This is a genomic window from Mesorhizobium sp. WSM2240, from assembly GCF_040438645.1.
Taxonomy (GTDB): domain Bacteria; phylum Pseudomonadota; class Alphaproteobacteria; order Rhizobiales; family Rhizobiaceae; genus Allomesorhizobium.
On sequence record NZ_CP159256.1, the window covers coordinates 584,139 to 598,989 of the forward strand.

The 14,851-nt window shown below is 58.4% G+C and carries 15 protein-coding genes; 6 read left to right on the forward strand and 9 right to left on the reverse strand.

The features are described 5' to 3' along the window. Window positions 1–9: 9 nt before the first annotated feature. A complete protein-coding gene (locus tag ABVK50_RS32455; RefSeq protein WP_353646416.1) occupies window positions 10–393 on the reverse strand; it encodes a hypothetical protein in 384 nt (127 codons plus the stop codon). Then, window positions 360–533 carry a hypothetical protein gene (locus ABVK50_RS32460; RefSeq protein ID WP_353646417.1) on the reverse strand — a complete coding sequence of 58 codons (174 nt, stop codon included), beginning with the start codon at window positions 531–533 and terminating at the stop codon, window positions 360–362. Before ABVK50_RS32460 ends, ABVK50_RS32455 begins: the two co-directional genes overlap by 34 nt. A gap of 326 nt (window positions 534–859) precedes the next feature. On the opposite strand from ABVK50_RS32460, the gene ABVK50_RS32465 reads away from it, so the two are divergent. After that, the gene (locus ABVK50_RS32465; RefSeq protein ID WP_353646418.1) at window positions 860–1,012 is read left to right on the forward strand and encodes a helix-turn-helix domain-containing protein; all 153 of its coding nucleotides are present in this window, start codon (window positions 860–862) and stop codon (window positions 1,010–1,012) included. Between the two features lie 292 nt (window positions 1,013–1,304). On the opposite strand, the gene istB is transcribed toward ABVK50_RS32465, so the two are convergent. Then, window positions 1,305–2,105 (reverse strand): IS21-like element helper ATPase IstB, encoded by an 801-nt coding sequence (gene istB, locus ABVK50_RS32470; protein WP_353646419.1) that lies wholly within the window; start codon window positions 2,103–2,105, stop codon window positions 1,305–1,307. Then, window positions 2,105–3,391, reverse strand: coding sequence for an IS21 family transposase (gene istA / locus ABVK50_RS32475; RefSeq protein WP_353646420.1), 1,287 nt, complete (start codon window positions 3,389–3,391; stop codon window positions 2,105–2,107). The genes istB and istA overlap by 1 nt, the downstream gene beginning before the upstream one ends. Window positions 3,392–3,550: 159 nt before the next feature. On the opposite strand from istA, the gene ABVK50_RS32480 reads away from it, so the two are divergent. From ABVK50_RS32480 to ABVK50_RS32490, 3 genes are all read left to right on the forward strand, one after another. Further along, window positions 3,551–3,835 (forward strand): hypothetical protein, encoded by a 285-nt coding sequence (locus ABVK50_RS32480; protein ID WP_353646421.1) that lies wholly within the window; start codon window positions 3,551–3,553, stop codon window positions 3,833–3,835. Beyond that, window positions 3,832–5,406, forward strand: a complete 1,575-nt coding sequence (locus tag ABVK50_RS32485; RefSeq protein ID WP_353646422.1) for a glycosyltransferase — start codon at window positions 3,832–3,834, stop codon at window positions 5,404–5,406. The genes ABVK50_RS32480 and ABVK50_RS32485 overlap by 4 nt, the downstream gene beginning before the upstream one ends. A 92-nt stretch (window positions 5,407–5,498) precedes the next feature. After that, window positions 5,499–6,374, forward strand: a complete 876-nt coding sequence (locus ABVK50_RS32490) for a polysaccharide deacetylase family protein (protein WP_353646423.1) — start codon at window positions 5,499–5,501, stop codon at window positions 6,372–6,374. Between the two features lie 261 nt (window positions 6,375–6,635). Here the strand turns inward: ABVK50_RS32490 and ABVK50_RS32495 are convergent, their stop codons facing one another. The 5 genes from ABVK50_RS32495 to ABVK50_RS32515 form a co-directional block, all read right to left on the reverse strand. Then, window positions 6,636–8,414, reverse strand: coding sequence for an ABC transporter ATP-binding protein (locus ABVK50_RS32495; RefSeq protein WP_353646424.1), 1,779 nt, complete (start codon window positions 8,412–8,414; stop codon window positions 6,636–6,638). Then, window positions 8,411–9,523: a glycosyltransferase family 2 protein gene (locus ABVK50_RS32500; RefSeq protein ID WP_353646425.1), complete on the reverse strand. Its 1,113-nt coding sequence runs from the start codon at window positions 9,521–9,523 to the stop codon at window positions 8,411–8,413. The genes ABVK50_RS32495 and ABVK50_RS32500 overlap by 4 nt, the downstream gene beginning before the upstream one ends. Before the next feature lie 191 nt (window positions 9,524–9,714). Further along, window positions 9,715–10,623, reverse strand: coding sequence for a glycosyltransferase (locus ABVK50_RS32505; protein WP_353646426.1), 909 nt, complete (start codon window positions 10,621–10,623; stop codon window positions 9,715–9,717). A gap of 37 nt (window positions 10,624–10,660) precedes the next feature. Further along, window positions 10,661–11,617 carry a glycosyltransferase family 2 protein gene (locus ABVK50_RS32510; RefSeq protein WP_353646427.1) on the reverse strand — a complete coding sequence of 319 codons (957 nt, stop codon included), beginning with the start codon at window positions 11,615–11,617 and terminating at the stop codon, window positions 10,661–10,663. Between the two features lie 429 nt (window positions 11,618–12,046). Continuing rightward, a complete protein-coding gene (locus ABVK50_RS32515; RefSeq protein ID WP_353646940.1) occupies window positions 12,047–12,307 on the reverse strand; it encodes a hypothetical protein in 261 nt (86 codons plus the stop codon). Between ABVK50_RS32515 and ABVK50_RS32520 the strand changes: the two genes are divergently transcribed. Both ABVK50_RS32520 and ABVK50_RS32525 read left to right on the forward strand, forming a co-directional pair. Beyond that, window positions 12,212–13,399: a glycosyltransferase gene (locus tag ABVK50_RS32520; RefSeq protein ID WP_353646909.1), complete on the forward strand. Its 1,188-nt coding sequence runs from the start codon at window positions 12,212–12,214 to the stop codon at window positions 13,397–13,399. The genes ABVK50_RS32515 and ABVK50_RS32520 overlap by 96 nt on opposite strands. Before the next feature lie 44 nt (window positions 13,400–13,443). Next, window positions 13,444–14,787 (forward strand): glycosyltransferase, encoded by a 1,344-nt coding sequence (locus tag ABVK50_RS32525; RefSeq protein ID WP_353646428.1) that lies wholly within the window; start codon window positions 13,444–13,446, stop codon window positions 14,785–14,787. Window positions 14,788–14,851: the final 64 nt, after the last annotated feature.

Genomic DNA, 14,851 nt, shown 5'->3' on the forward strand with positions numbered 1-14,851 from the left:
CGATGAACGTCACGACGTGCAAATTGAGGTGTGAGCGGTAACTGTCGATCGTTGTACGCTCGAGCCCGGCTGCTTCGGCACTCGCGATCCAAAGCTTGCCTGCGACTGCGCCTGTGGCCTGGCGCTGCCGGCGACGTGTGTCCCCAGGCGGCCCTGAACATGCGCAGTGGCAGCGAAGCCGTCGGCGTCCTTCTTGTTCGCGAAGGTCTTCAGCCATCGGATGCCTTTGCCGTCGATATAATCGGCCACCCAGGCGATTTTCTCCTCGCCCTTCGCATTGGTCCACCTGCGCTTGCGGACTGACATCAGAACGGAACCCGCAAAGGTGGTGCAGCATGAGCACCCTGTCAATCGAAACATCAAAAAATCACTGCCATCGACCAGATGGACCACGGCCTGGATTTGCTGCGCTGCGCGGGGATGGCGTTGCATCCGCGGCGCTTGACGACACGTTGCTCGATGCCATCACGAACACCCTGAACGATGCCATCCACAAGCTCGAGCCAGTGCGGGAAGCGGTAAACCGCGCGCATGGGTTAAGCGATCCTGTCCGAACGACGGGAGGCGGCCGCAATGGCTGAAGAGCCTCCCGTTGGTAGCACCACAGGCAGCTCCCATGAGCACAGCGCGGCCGTCGACGAGGCGACCCGCTATCTCACCTCGGTACCGCCACGCGAGCGCCCGAAGCCTCTCGTGCCGGCCATGCGGGAGATGTTCGGCCTGACGACTGTCGAGGTGTGCCAGGCGATCCAGGAAAGCCGTCTGATCCGAGCGAGGGAGCCATTGCCCCTGCCGGCGCGGAGAGCAGACACGGATCACCAAAAAAAGCGTTCACCAGCGCTAAGCTCGAAATCCTCGATTGCATTTCAATGGATCCTCGGTCAAGGCTGCTGAGTTCCGCGTCGCCTACCGGCTGGTCCAGCATGCCAACAGCGAGGGCGGAGCGATTTTCCCCTCTCAGGAACGCCTGGCAGATCAGACCGGAACGAAGGTGCGCATCGTGCGCGCCTGAATCGCAGACCTCGTCGAGAAGGGTTGGCTTCACGTCATCCGACCGAACAAACGCACGCCAAATCTCTACCGGTTCGACGGGCGCCACATCGAGGCTCGCCTCCGGATAGCATCCCTGGCGCAGGTGCTTGGCAAGCACATTGAAGAGGCGTCGATGTTCCATGCGTTCCAAGAACCGCATCCTGGCACTGAGCCGTCAGATCGACAGCACAACCACACTCAGCCTGAAACTCCCCGATTGTCAAGCGAAGCGAGGATTTGACCCCTTTGGCGAAGTGAAGAACTGACCCCCTTCACTGGTTTGCTGTTTCGTTGGTTTCGAGCGCCGGTCCGACCTTCTGCAGAAGGCCAGACCGGCGCTTTTCGCGGAGCCGGTAGCTGTCGCCCCGGATGGTGATCACCGTCGAGTGATGAAGCAGACGATCCAGGATGGCCGTGGCGACGACGGCGTCTCCAAAAACGCTTCCCCATTCTCCCACGGAGCGATTGGAAGTGATCAGAATCGATCCCTTCTCGTAGCGTCGCGACACCAGCTGGAAGAACAGGTGGGCGGCATTGGCCTCGAAGGGCAGATAGCCCAGCTCGTCGATGATCAGCAGCTTCGGCCGCGACAAAGTCGTCAAGTGTTTGTCGAGTAAGCCGTCGGCGTGCGCCTTGGCCAGCATCGCCACCAGCGTCGCCGCCGTGACGAACTGCACGTTGTAATTCTGGCGGATCGCCTCGCGGCCCAAGCTGACAGCCAAATGGGTCTTGCCTGTTCCGGGCGGCCCAAGGAACAGGACCGTGTCGCCGTGGGCGATCCAACGGCAGGTTGCCAGTTCCCTGATCTGCTCCTGATCCAGCGAGGGCTGCGCCTCGTAGTCGAAGCCGTCCAGTTCGCGCACGAACGGGAACTGAGCAAGTTTGCTCGACATGGAGATGCGCCGCTCGTCACGGCGGGCGATCTCGCGCGACACCAGGAAGCCGAGGGCTTCGCGTAAGTTCATCTTCGAGCGGGCAGCCTCATCCAGCAACGTGTCGAGCTGGTCGCGGATCGCCGTCAGCTTCAGCCGATCGAGCGTTGCGATGAGCATGTCATGATCAACGGTCGTCATCACCAGCCCCCTCCGACGACCGCCTCGTATTCAGCGAGCGGTCGCAGCAAGGCGGCTGGAGCGACCTCAATGGGAACTGCACGCACCGGCCCTTCAAAGCCGGCTACACCGACAAAATGAGCGCGGTCCACGATCCGTTGTCGGCGCCCCCGGCAAAAGGCATGGTCTGCGACGACCTGGCCCGCATGACGAATGATCACGCGGCCGGCCAGAACCACGACCTGGACGCTCTCTCCGATTAGTCGCCAGGGGACGGAGTAACTGTTCGTGTCGAGATCGATCGCGCAGTCGGCCTGAACCTTGCGGACCAGATCCCTCAACTGACCAAACGGGGCACGGCCAGCCAAGGGGCGAAGCGCACGAGCTTCATCGCCAAAGCGTTCCACCGGCGCAACGCCGGTGGTGCCGTGTTCACGCTGGTCGGCGACCTCGCGTGTCCACCGGTCCAGATGCGTCTCGAACGCCGCCCAGCTCTCGAACCGGCGTCCGGCGATTGCGTTCTTCTTGACGTAGCCGACCCCGCGTTCGTCTTTCCCTTTCGTGCGGGCCCGGTAGGGAGCACAGGCCCGCGGCGTAAAGCCCCAGTACCGGGCGAAGGCATGCAGCCGCGTGTTGAACCTCACCTCGCGCGTCACCGCGTCGTGGTGTTCGACCAGCGCCTTCGCATTGTCGATCAAGACTTCCGCCGGGACGCCGCCGAACCGCAGGAATGCGCCTTCCATCCCCTCAAACCAGTCGGTTTGGCGCTCTCGAAGTGAGGCGCGGATATGCATCCGGCGGGAATAGCCAAGCGTGGCGACAAACACATGGATCCGCACACGCTCGCCGCCGATCCACACCTTCGTGTCGCCGAAGTCGATCTGCATCTGATGGCCGGGCGCCGTCTCAAAGCGGACCGTCGCCCGCTTCTGCGCCTTCAATTCCCGTCGCCAGCACTTCACCCTCAGCTCTACCGAGCGAAGCCCGATTACAATCCCATGCTCGCTCTTCAACTCCTGGCGGATGACGTCCGCGTTGCCGTCGTGGCGGAAAAACCGCTCCCGAAGCCAATCGTCCAAACCGTCAAATGCCGTTCGGCGGACGGGTTGGCGATACGCGATCACCCCGCCTTCACGAAGGTAACGACGAACGGTATTGCGCGCGCATCCAAACTCCTGCGCGATCCGTTTCGCTCCCCAACCAACTTCATGCAGTCGAACCATCGCTGCAACCTCTTCCCCCGACCGCATCTCCTCGACCCGCATTGTTCCCGACAATGCAAGCTTCGACGAAACTTCAACTGTCATCTATCCTTCCTCTCAAAAGAGAGGGGTCAGTTCTTCGTTTCGTGCGGGGGTCAATTTCTCACTTCGCCCGACACCGATACCGGTTGATCGCAGGCAATATTGGTCATAATTTGCCGCAAGAAGCGCCACAGGCCTTTGCTCAAGCGGTGATCGACGTTGATGGCTTCTGACCGCGACCCAGAGACGATGCTGGTGAGAGGGACCCAGCGAACGGCGCAGTTGTCATCGACGGCGTCTTCGCGCAACACTGCGCCAACCAATCCCAAGGTGGACCTGCACACCTGCAGCGTGAAGCTGCCCTACGACAAGGTGGCTAGCCATCTCGGCTACGCGCCGGTCGTCTCGCTTGAGACCGCCTGCCGACATTCGGTCTCCTGGCTGGAATTCGCCGGATATCCCATGGCCGCGGCGCGCCTTGGTTCCCAAGAGACGAGCCACGGATGACCGATTGCAACGAGACGACCATCGTCATCACCACGTGCAATCGCGTGAACTTCCTGGGGGAGGCGATTGAAAGCGCACTGGCGCAGACTGTTCACGCGGACGAGATCATCGTCGTCGATGACGGATCGGCGGACGATCCTGCAGCCGTGGTGGCTCAATACCCAGGCACCCGGCTAATCCGGCAGGAAAACGGCGGGCTGGCGGCGGCACGCAATACCGGACTGGCCGCAGCGAGCGGCCGTTACATCGCTTTCCTCGACGCCGATGATCGGCTCCGCCCGCGCATGATCGAATTGAACCTAGGCCAGTTCCAGCGGCATCCCGAATGCGCGCTGGTCTATGGGGCCTACGATTACATCAATGAACAGGGCGCCCCCACAAGTACGGTTCCCGTACGTCTGCCAAGTCAGGACGCCTATGCTGACTTCCTGGCCGGCAACCTTATCGGGATGCACGGGACCGTTCTCTATCGGCGCGAATGGTTGCAGGCCGCAGGCGGGTTCGACCCGTCTCTGCAGACAGCCGAGGACTACGACGTCTTCCTCCGGCTGTCGTCCCGCGGCCACCCCGTCGCGGCCACGAGGGAATCTCTGGCGGAGTATCGCCGCCACGGCACCAACATTTCGAACGACCTGCCCTATATGCTGGAGCGGGTGCTCGCGGTGCTGGGCCGTCACAAGGATGCAGCCGCGAGCCGTCCGGATTGGCTTGCCGCCTATAGAAAGGGTGTCGCGGACTGGAAGAGCGATTATAGCGGCAAGCAACTCGTGCAGATGCGGCACGCATTACGGAACATGTCCGAGATCGGGCCTGCGGCGGTGCGGACGGCGCGCATGGTGGCGCTGTCGCCGGATGCGGTGGCGTCCCGAACCGTCTCGGCCGTAAAGAGCAGGATACGTCCATACCTCAATGCCGCGCGGGTCCGGTTCGGCAGTCTCGATCGGACCACCCCGATCAGCCGGAGCTTCGGCTATGACCGCGGCAAGCCGGTCGACCGCCATTACGTCGAGCAGTTCCTTGCGAAACACTCGGCCGACATCGGCGGTCGCGTCCTGGAAATCGGCGACAACCAATACACTATGCGCTTCGGCGGCGACCGTGTTGAGGTCAGCAACGTACTGAACAGGTATCCTGGCCATCCGACCACCACATTCGTAGGCGACCTGACGGACGGGGCGGGGCTGCCCTCGGACGCGTTCGACTGCTTCGTCCTGACGCAAACGCTGCACCTCCTGTTCGACCTGCGGTCGGCGGTTGCAACGCTCCACCGGGTCCTGAAACCAGGCGGCGTGCTTCTGGTCACGGTCCCCTGGGCAAGCCCTATCGATCGTGGCGAATGGGGCGCCGACTGGTTCTGGTCGATATCCCCGAACGGACTTCAACGTCTCTTGCAGGAAGCATTTGGCCCTGATTGCCAGGCGGTCACGGCCTACGGCAACGTGAAAGTCGCGACCGCTTTCCTGTACGGCTTGGCCGAGCACGAGTTGCGACCGTCCGATTTCGAAGTCCATGATCCGCATTGCCCGGTGATCGTGGCGGGTCGAGCCGTCAAGGCCGGGAGCCCCGTATGAGCCTTCGGCCGGTGCTTCGGAGGCTGTCGCGTGCAGGCCGGCAAATCATCGGGTCCGAGCGACCGATCGTACTATTGTACCACCGTGTCGACATGCTTGCCGTAGACCCTTGGCAGCTGGCGGTCACGCCACGCAACTTCGCCCGGCAGATCGCCCTGCTCCGCCGTCGCAGGCGGGTGGTGCCACTGTCCTGGCTCGCCCGGGAGCTGACTGCGGGTCGGCTTCCCGCCCGAGCCGCCGCACTGACATTTGATGACGGCTACGGCGACGTCTTCCGCAACGCTCTTCCGATCCTCGAGGCCGAGCAGTGCCCGGCCACGGTCTTCGTCACCACCGGGGCGATCGGCAGCCGGGTGGGGTTCTGGTGGGATCAGCTGTCCCGTATCGTGTACGAGACGCCTTCCCTGCCCGACGCACTCACGCTACCTCTAGCCGGAACTGTGCACACGTTCCGGCTCGCCGATGGTCGGGGAACGCCGGATCGCGATACTCTGCATGGGCGGTTGCATGCGCTCCTTAAACCGGCGGGGGCTGAGGCCCGACAAGAGGCGCTCGATCGGCTTGCGGAATGGGCCGGAGCCGAGCGCGAGTGGCGCGAGGGCGACCTCGCCATGTCGCCGGATGAGCTCGCAACGCTCTCGTCCGCGGAGCTAATCGAGATAGGTGCCCACACGGTGAGCCATCCTAGCATGCCTCTGCTGTCCACCGGCGATATTGAGCGTGAGGTAGTCGCGAGCCGACGCGACTGCGAAGCGATGACGGGGCGGGCCGTGACGGGCTTTGCCTATCCGTTCGGGGACCATGATGTCGCCTCGACCGCGGCGGTCCGGGCGGCCGGCTTCACTCACGCCTGCACCACCGTAAGTCGCGCGGCCCGGCGCGGCGACGATCCGCTGGCCATTCCCCGGCTGCTCGCTGCCGATTGGGACGAGGCGAATTTCCAAGGGGAAGTGCTGACCCATGGCTGATGCTGCCGTCCCGTCGCTCGTATCGGCCACCATCGTGGTGCTCGAGGGTGAAGATTTGCTCGGCGAGGCGATCGACAGCGCGTAATGGCGTAGATACTGACGGATTGGAAGCTCATCGTCGCCGACCATTTCCTGATTGCCTCACGGGTACTGCACCGTCCTGTGGCAATGGCGCCCTAAGTCGGCTCCTTAATCATTAGCTCTTCCAGGTACTATTTCTGTAGGTGTCAGCCGCAACGACGTAAGAACTCCCAATACCTGTTAGCGCGAAGCGCCGGCATGCTCCAACTTCCACATGTGGTAGAACGAGCTGTCTTTGTCGCTGAGCAATTCTCTAGGAGACCCCTGTTCAATAACTCGGCCCTGATGCAGAACAATAACGTGATCGGCAGACTGTATCGTGCTGAGGCGGTGTGCGATAACAACGATCGTCCTTTTTCCCCTTAGCTCGTTTATGCTAGCCTCTATAGCTGTTTGCAAAGCAGCGTCTAAGGCGCTTGTCGCCTCATCCAGGATCAAGATTTCTGAGTTTTTTCTCAATGCTCGGGCAATAGCGATTCTCTGTCGCTGACCTACTGAAAAACGGTGACCTCGCCTACGGACTGGAGTATCAAGTCCATCCGGAAGGTGGGCAACAAACTCGTGAACCTGCGCCGCCCGCGCGGCATCTTGCACGCTGTCGCGATCCCAATCTTCTGCTCCATAGCTTATCACGTCTAAAATAGTGTCCCCAAGAAGTTCAGCGTCCTGCCCGGCAAATGCGATCCGCTCTCTCCAGTCTGTTAACCTAATGGAACGAACATCTACCTCATCGACCGACATCGTACCCCGGGTGGGGTCAAAAAATCGGCACAACAGAGCTGCCACAGTACTTTTCCCAGATCCAGAAGAGCCGACGAATGCAGTCAGACGGTCCTTCACTATTTCAAAACTTGCGTCACAAATAGCTGCCGTGTCGCTACCCACGTAGGTGAAGCTCACGTTCTCAAATCGAATGCTCCTGGCCAGCCCATTGAATGCCCGTGATCCGCTTGGTTCCTCCGGCTTTTGAAGCACGTCCCTGATATGATCCAGCGTCGGCAAAGCTCTGGACAATTCGACTCGCACATGATTCAGCATTCGAACGTGAGGCTGCAGTCGGTACAGAAGGACGAGAAAGGCCACTAGCGTGCCCGCGGGGATACCCATGCTCCAGGAATAAGCTACGATAACCAAAAGGAGCGGCGCAAAAAGAACTTCCGTAATCGGGCCTATTATCGCGGCAGCTTTTTCCACGTCAACTGACGCCACACGATCACGCGCTGCTATATTAACAAAACTTCTATACTCCCGCTTCTCTCGAGAAAATAGTCTAATTACCTTTAGAGCCTCCAACGATTCGATCAGCCTCGATGAGAGCTCTGCGCTGGTTTCTTTTGCGACAGCGGCTCGACGCCTCACTCTCCTAGTAAGAACGATAGTAACAACACCAATTAGCGTTAAACCGGCTAGGGAGACCACAGTCAGTCGCGGAGACAGAAGAAAAAGAATTACGCAGAATGCCGTAATGGAGAACAGACTAACTATTCCTTTCGCCACTGCAACAACAAACTCACCTGCGAGCCACGTCTCTCCCTGAACGATGTTGAACATTCGGCCAGAACTACTACTGCTTACAAACTGATAATCGGCGCGAAGCAATCTATCAAATAGTGACGCACGCAGATCTAAAACAATCTTTTTGCTGATAATTAACGCAACAAAGGAATATAAGTATTGGATAACAGCCTTGCTTGCAAACAGGAGCAATATTCCAAATAGAAATGATAGTAGAACGGTTGTGTGATTAGCGGTCGGCCAGATATCGTTAGCGCGACCAAGTAAGGGGAATACTACAGCCACATCGGGCGATCGAAACAAGTAGGATATAAGGGGAACAAGTATCGCAACCCCAATGCCCTCAACTGCAGCAGAAGCTACGCCGAGCATGACCAGTGTTGGGAATGCCCACAGGTGTGGTCTCAGAAAGGCTCTTAGGAAATATAGGTAGGCGCGGTTCACGATGTCGGTACCACGCCAGCAACGGCCAATCGTGCGGCTACCGCCCGGCGTCGGTCGTGCCTATCCGGAATACGCGGTTCAGTCTGCAATCCCTCCTCCGGCGATATTTCATGAAAATGGCGGATATGCTGTCTCTCGCTTTTGACGGGGTGATCTGAAGACGTCCAGCCGAACCAATCTTTCAGTCGGCGCAAGATCCCTCGCGTCAACGATCGCGCTATTCTCAAATTTAATGCGGATGGAGGATCGATCAATATCGTTCTCGCTAGAAGCGCCAGGCCTTGAGGAAACTTCCCTTCACGCAGCGACCGCTCCGCTAGCCAGCTAGCGTTCTCGCCCGCCGCCCAGCGGAAGAGAAAGGCCGGGAGTTCGGGGTGCCGATTGCGCACTTCGCGCAGGACAATCTGCCGCGATTTAAACATTTTGAAGATATTGCTAGACATATTGCCATCCGAGAGGCGGTACCCCATGAGATAGGAATCGGCTATTCGTACCGCATATCGTTCCGAGATGGCGAGAAACGCCCTTGTGTCCTCTGCCCCTTGTGCTCCCCTGGCCCGAAGACTGGGATCAAATCCTCCTATCTCCAGCAGACATTTCCGCCTTACCAATACCGCGCTGCCCCCGCCCATGAAATTGAACAAAACGAGCAATGGGTAAACGTACCCCTCATAGGGTGGGAAGTGAGGGCTTTTTATAATCGCTCCTTCGGAATCGACCTCTCGGTACCTGCAGTAGACTATACCAGTGTCGGCGCCCCCGCGCTGCATGACCTCCATCTGCTTAGAAATCTTTTCACGGTGCCAGAGGTCATCCGCGTCGAGGAAAGCAACGTAATCGCCTTGCGCAGACGCGATCCCCGCATTCCGGGCGACAGCGACGCCTCCATTCGCCTGATGTATCAATCGCACTCGCTTGTCGCGAGCAGCACACTCACGCACGACGCTGGCGGTGGCGTCCGTCGACCCATCATCAACCACGATGATCTCAATTGAGGGCCATGTCTGCTCCGCTGCGCATCGAACAGCGTTTTCTACGAACCCACAGCCATTATGGACCGGTATCACCACGGATACTAGCGTGGCGGATTCATCACTCAGATTGGCCATGGATAAACCGCACCTGAATCTGGTGGTGGATAGTTTGCTGCCATTTTGGTGACCCAGCGTTCAGGAACTTCAAATCCAAAACCACTCTACAATTCACCTGCTTCCCTGCCTTGGTATTGGTTTACCAGCTCTGACCTGCCAAATCCGTCGCCCGCGAGAGCCGCGGCACCTGACGCCACCTGCTCAGCACGTCAATGGGGGCCCCGGGGATAACCTAGCGATGATGCTATCAGATCGATGTAAGCAGCCGGCGCATGCTGGCCAGCCCACGCAAGGCTCAGAATTGCGCTCTTGAATTTCCCGCTTCTGTTTAGATCCCGCACAGCTGCCTTGATCATTTGCCTGCCGTACAATCTTTTCCAAAAGCCTATGCCGTCTCTATAAGCTGCTTTATATGATCGGTCGCTGCAGGTGTGTATCTTTTGGCGCCTTAAAACCAACAATGCGCTCCGCAGCATCTTCTGGTAATTACGTGACATGTTATAGTCGTGCTGGCGGTACTCGGCAACTATTTCGCTGTACACTTCGATCGGGTACTTTCGAGCAAGGCGCAGGTAAACGTCATAATCTTCGCAGGCTTCCAATCGCGGATCGAAACCTCCCTCCCGAACCAGGATAGAGCGATCGTAGAGTACTGTACCGTGCATCGCGATAAAGTTGCCTCTAAGAAATTCTTTATAAGGATCGCCTTCGTATGCGGGTGACCGCTCCCACAGGGCAACTCTATCCAGCGACACCCCACGGTGCCCACCACATACAAACGCGTATCCAGCCCGCGTGATGAGTGCCGCCACGCCCAGCTCGACTGCATTGGGCAACAGAATATCATCGGCGTCTAAAAACGTCACGTAGGCACCAGTCGACTTAAGCAACCCGGCGTTGCGCGCTGACGGCAATCCGGTGTTCCTCTGGTGAAGAACAATGGCATGTTCTAACTTGTTCGCCACCTCAAGCGAGTTGTCAGTCGACCCATCATCAACCACCAGTATCTCGGTATTTCGATAGGTTTGCCGTCGCGCACTGTGAAAGGCATCTTGCAAAAAGGTGCCGTGGTTGAAGCATGTGATTACGATACTAACGAGTGGATCCCGCTCGCCCACGGTAAGCTTCCTCTCTATCGCTGGACGCACCTCGTATTCACGGCGCGCTCGAGCTCGTCAGACTAATGTACGCTCGGGCCAACCTTCTCGCGACTCGACTCATTACTGGGTGCCGATACCGCCAGAGTGCGCGCTGAAGTTTTCTCCACTCGTTTGATTGCTCCATCCCAACAGATATCATATGACCTTCCAACCAAACGAGAAACTGGTGCCGGTACTTATGAAACTCACCTTCTTGGTGTACGATTTGGCTGCTCGACGTAGTCCTCTGTCGGTAATAGTCGCAGCAGGCGCTGGAAACGTAAACAGGCGTCGAGGTGTATACCTTCGCCAGGAACACTTGGTCTGTGAATACCCGTTTGAATTCATCGTTCCAACCCCCAATTCGGTCGACAACATCCGATCTCACCAGCACAGAATTCATCGACGGCGACGCGCCTTCGCCCAAAGGGTACAACGCTGAGAGCAAAGCAGGAGGCCGCGCCAAGCTGTTCTGAGGTGCACCGACGAGCACAAACTTATCTTTGTGTTTGTCTTCAGCGCGACCCGTCCACCGATGCCAATATACCGTGGACCCAACCACCATACCGGCTTCTGGTATCATTTCAAAAATTGATAACTGTTGCTCCAGTCGATCTGGAAGCCAAACGTCATCGGCATCCAAGTATGCAATGTACTCGCCCGACGAATGTTTGCGCCCTAGATTGCGCGATGAACTCGCCCCCAGATTTCGATGCCCGAAATGCGTTAAGTATCGAATTTTGCCCGACGACTGCTCCGCGTAACGTTTGGCAACGTCTGTGCTCTCATCTGTAGAACCGTCGTCAATAAGCGCTAACTCCCAATTTGTGTAAGTTTGATCCAACACGCTCTCGACTGCCTCCTGTAAGAAGGAACCTGCGTTTAGAAACGGGGTTATGATCGAAACCAGGGGACGATGCGATGCCACCAAGTACGTCCGTTCCCGTTTGGCAAGTGGCGTTATGCTCGACATTTCTGAAGTGCCTCAATTCTGGGGAGGGTCCGATGCCCCGATGCGGGGTAGTATGGCTTGAGCGGGAGAACCGCGATTTGCGGCATGCCAATGAGATCCTGCGCAAGGCTTCCCCTTATTTTGCCCAGGCGGAGCTCGACCGCCCATCCAAGCGGCGTCCGGGGTGCCTTAAGCGTTGCCTTGACTTGTTCTTTGGACCCAGTCCGATCCGCGCAAACGCAGAAGTATCAACACATAAGAATATCACAGAATAATCGCTCCGCTGTGCCCGGGGTAACAGCGACATGTCTCCGAGACGCTTAAATCTGAATCAAATCTGATCGACTGGAAGCCGTTGGGATAACCCCTCCTATGGACGGCACGTGCCGCGACCAAAGGGCAAAGGTTTAGGGGTTCGTCTCCATACGGCACCCACCGAGGTGTGGCATGTCACCCCAATGCAGTAGCGCCGATATCGGGACGGATAAGACCGAAAGCGCGGCTGCGCGTGGGAACGCAGCCATTGGATGGATTCGGCGCGATCGGCGCGGCGATATGAAAGCAAACGATGCGGAAGGCAAGATTGACCGGGGGCATCGACTGCGTATCGCTCATGTGATTACCCGTCTCATCAATGGCGGTGCTGATGAGAATACCGTCCATTCCTGCAATTGGGCCGCGCAAAGAGGACATGATGTTGTCCTGCTGCATGGCGAGGCCGTCCACCCGGAAATTGTAGCTAAAGTGGACCCGCGGGTGGAACTCGTTACCGTCCCGGGCTTGACCCGATCTATTTCACCTGTCTCCGACGTGAAGGCATTGTTGACGCTTACCCGGAGATTCCGCGCCTGGCATGCCGACATCGTACATACGCACACCAGCAAGGCAGGCATTCTCGGGCGTTTCGCGGCATGGGCGGCGGGAGTTCCAGCGATCGTTCATGGCGTGCATATCGTGCCGTTTGTCAATGTCGGTGTCGCCGAGCGTTTTGCCTATCTCGCCTTGGAAAAGCTGGCAGCACCAGTCACCAGTGCGTTCATCAGTGTGAGCGAGGGCATCCGTGACTTATGCTTGAGCGCAGGAGTGGGACTCCCAGACAAACATTATGTCGTCCATTCCGGATTCGAACTTGATCGTTTTCGCAACGCCTGCCCGCCCGACGATTGGCGCGATTTGCTACGCTTGACACCGGACGCGCAGCGCCCGCCTGTGCTCTTGATGATCGCGGCTTTCGAGCCACGCAAGCGACACATGGAATTTCTGGAGGTTTTCAAGAAACTCGCCGACCGCTTACCCGACGCGGTGCTTGTGCTGGCGGGCGACGGGCCGCTTCACTCGGTCGTCGAATCGCGGGCTAAGCGGCTTGGGCTCGAGCGCCAAGTGGTCTTTACCGGTTATCGGGATGACCCCGAGCGGCTGATCGCACTCGCGGACCTTTGCCTGCTCTGTTCCATGCGGGAGGGATTGCCCCGTGTGGTCATGCAATATCTCGCCGGCGGCAAGCCTTGTGTCGTTTGCGATCTGCCAGGTCTTCACGAAGTGCTCCGCCCTGACATCAACGGTGTGATTACACCCGCCAACGATTTGGCAGCCATGGCTGACGCCATTGCCGCCCTCCTAGAGGATCGTGCAAGACTGGCATTCCTCGCGCAAGGTGCCGCGGCGACGGATCTTTCGAACTGGGACGCCAGGCTGATGGGCAAGCGGATCGATGCCATTTATCGCGAGGCTCTTGACCGACATCGGGCAAGCAAGGGAGTGTCAACAAGGCCTGCTGTCCGAAATATGGCGCTTCCGCGATGAACGGGTGTGACCTATGCGCTTGACAGTGATCGGGAAGGTTTTCGGTGCCTGCTCTGCCGATTTTTTTTTGCACATGGGACGGGGTTGTAATCTTAGTGGCCGCCATTGGCTCCACGGACGCTATTCGGCGGATTGATATGATTATAACAGAAATTACGTCTGCTCATCCGATGAAGACCCCGCGGGCCGAAGCTCTTCCCAGCATTCGAATTCTCCTCGTGCTTGCAACCTATTTTCCTGAGTCATATGGCGGCGCCGAGCAACAGACGCGGCGATTTGCTCGGGTGCTGGTTGAAAGGGGCGTTTCCGTAACCATTATGGCGCCCAGACTGTCGCACTCGACGCCGAAACGGTCCGCCATGGACGGGGTGCCGATCCAGCGCCTTCGTTTGCGCGCGGCACCGAATTTAGGCGGGCGGCATATGCTGTCGTTCCTGTCGTGGTGCGTCCAGGTTGTGATCTGGATGCTGCGCCGTCGCGACGAATTCGATGTCGTGCATATTATACATGCGCGACTTCACGCCGTTCCGGCGGCATTGGCAGGAGCCCTCCTGCGCAAACCGGTTCTCGCAAAATTGGGCCGGGGCGGACGGTATTTTGATCTCGACGTTGTGCGCGAGAAGAAAATCATCGGTCGCTGGGCGTCGGTCCTAATTAAACGTCACGTCACGGCCTTCATCGCCAATAGCTGCCAAATCGCCGGAGATCTGAAGAGACATGGCATTGACGCCGATCGCATTCATTTGATTCCGAATGGGATCGATCTGCCCCGCAAGCCGCGCCGCGAGCCGAGCGCCGATGGCAGCCGACGCTTTATCTGCCTTGGCCGCCTCGATCCGGAAAAGTGCCTTGAGCACATGATCGATGCGTTCGCGGCACTTCCCGCCGAGGCAAAGGCGCATCTCACCATAGTGGGCGATGGTCATTGCCGTGTCACTCTCGAGGAACAGGCGATCCGGTTGGGCCTTTCCGGCAGGGTCACTTTCGCCGGCGCGGTCGAAGATGTGTTTCCCTTTCTGTGGCGGGCTGATTTCTATCTTTCCACCTCGGCGTCGGAAGGCATGTCAAACGCCCTGCTTGAGGCCATGAGCTGCGGGGTGGTCCCGATCATCACCGATGTAAGCGGTGCATCCGACATTGTAGAGCACGAGCGCAGCGGCTTTTTGGCTCGCTCGCATGCGGAGTATTGCGGACTGTTTCTTCGCGCGCTCAACTTATCGGAAGCCGAGCGCGATGAGATGGCGCGCCACGCAGTACAAACTGTCGCTGCGCGATTCAGCATGGAAAGCGTCGCCCTGCGGCAGATGGAGCTATACCGCACACTTATGCGGCAGCAGGTGACTTCTGAGAGCGACATGCTTGGTACAACGAGGAGATTCGTCCGGTAAAATGCCGCTTTTGCCAAGCGAGGTTCTAATGCACAGAGGCTCCTCCAGTAAAAAGCAGAATGGG

Excerpts from the sequence above, each read along its gene's own strand:
- istB (WP_353646419.1), bottom strand. The coding sequence starts at position 2,105 with ATGACGACCGTTGATCATGACATGCTCATCGCAACGCTCGATCGGCTG.
- istA (WP_353646420.1), bottom strand. The coding sequence starts at position 3,391 with ATGACAGTTGAAGTTTCGTCGAAGCTTGCATTGTCGGGAACAATGCGG.
- ABVK50_RS32460 (WP_353646417.1), bottom strand. The coding sequence starts at position 533 with ATGCGCGCGGTTTACCGCTTCCCGCACTGGCTCGAGCTTGTGGATGGC.
- ABVK50_RS32490 (WP_353646423.1), top strand. The coding sequence starts at position 5,499 with ATGCTTGCCGTAGACCCTTGGCAGCTGGCGGTCACGCCACGCAACTTC.
- ABVK50_RS32515 (WP_353646940.1), bottom strand. The coding sequence starts at position 12,307 with ATGCAGCAGGACAACATCATGTCCTCTTTGCGCGGCCCAATTGCAGGA.
- ABVK50_RS32500 (WP_353646425.1), bottom strand. The coding sequence starts at position 9,523 with ATGGCCAATCTGAGTGATGAATCCGCCACGCTAGTATCCGTGGTGATA.
- ABVK50_RS32510 (WP_353646427.1), bottom strand. The coding sequence starts at position 11,617 with ATGTCGAGCATAACGCCACTTGCCAAACGGGAACGGACGTACTTGGTG.
- ABVK50_RS32485 (WP_353646422.1), top strand. The coding sequence starts at position 3,832 with ATGACCGATTGCAACGAGACGACCATCGTCATCACCACGTGCAATCGC.
- ABVK50_RS32480 (WP_353646421.1), top strand. The coding sequence starts at position 3,551 with ATGGCTTCTGACCGCGACCCAGAGACGATGCTGGTGAGAGGGACCCAG.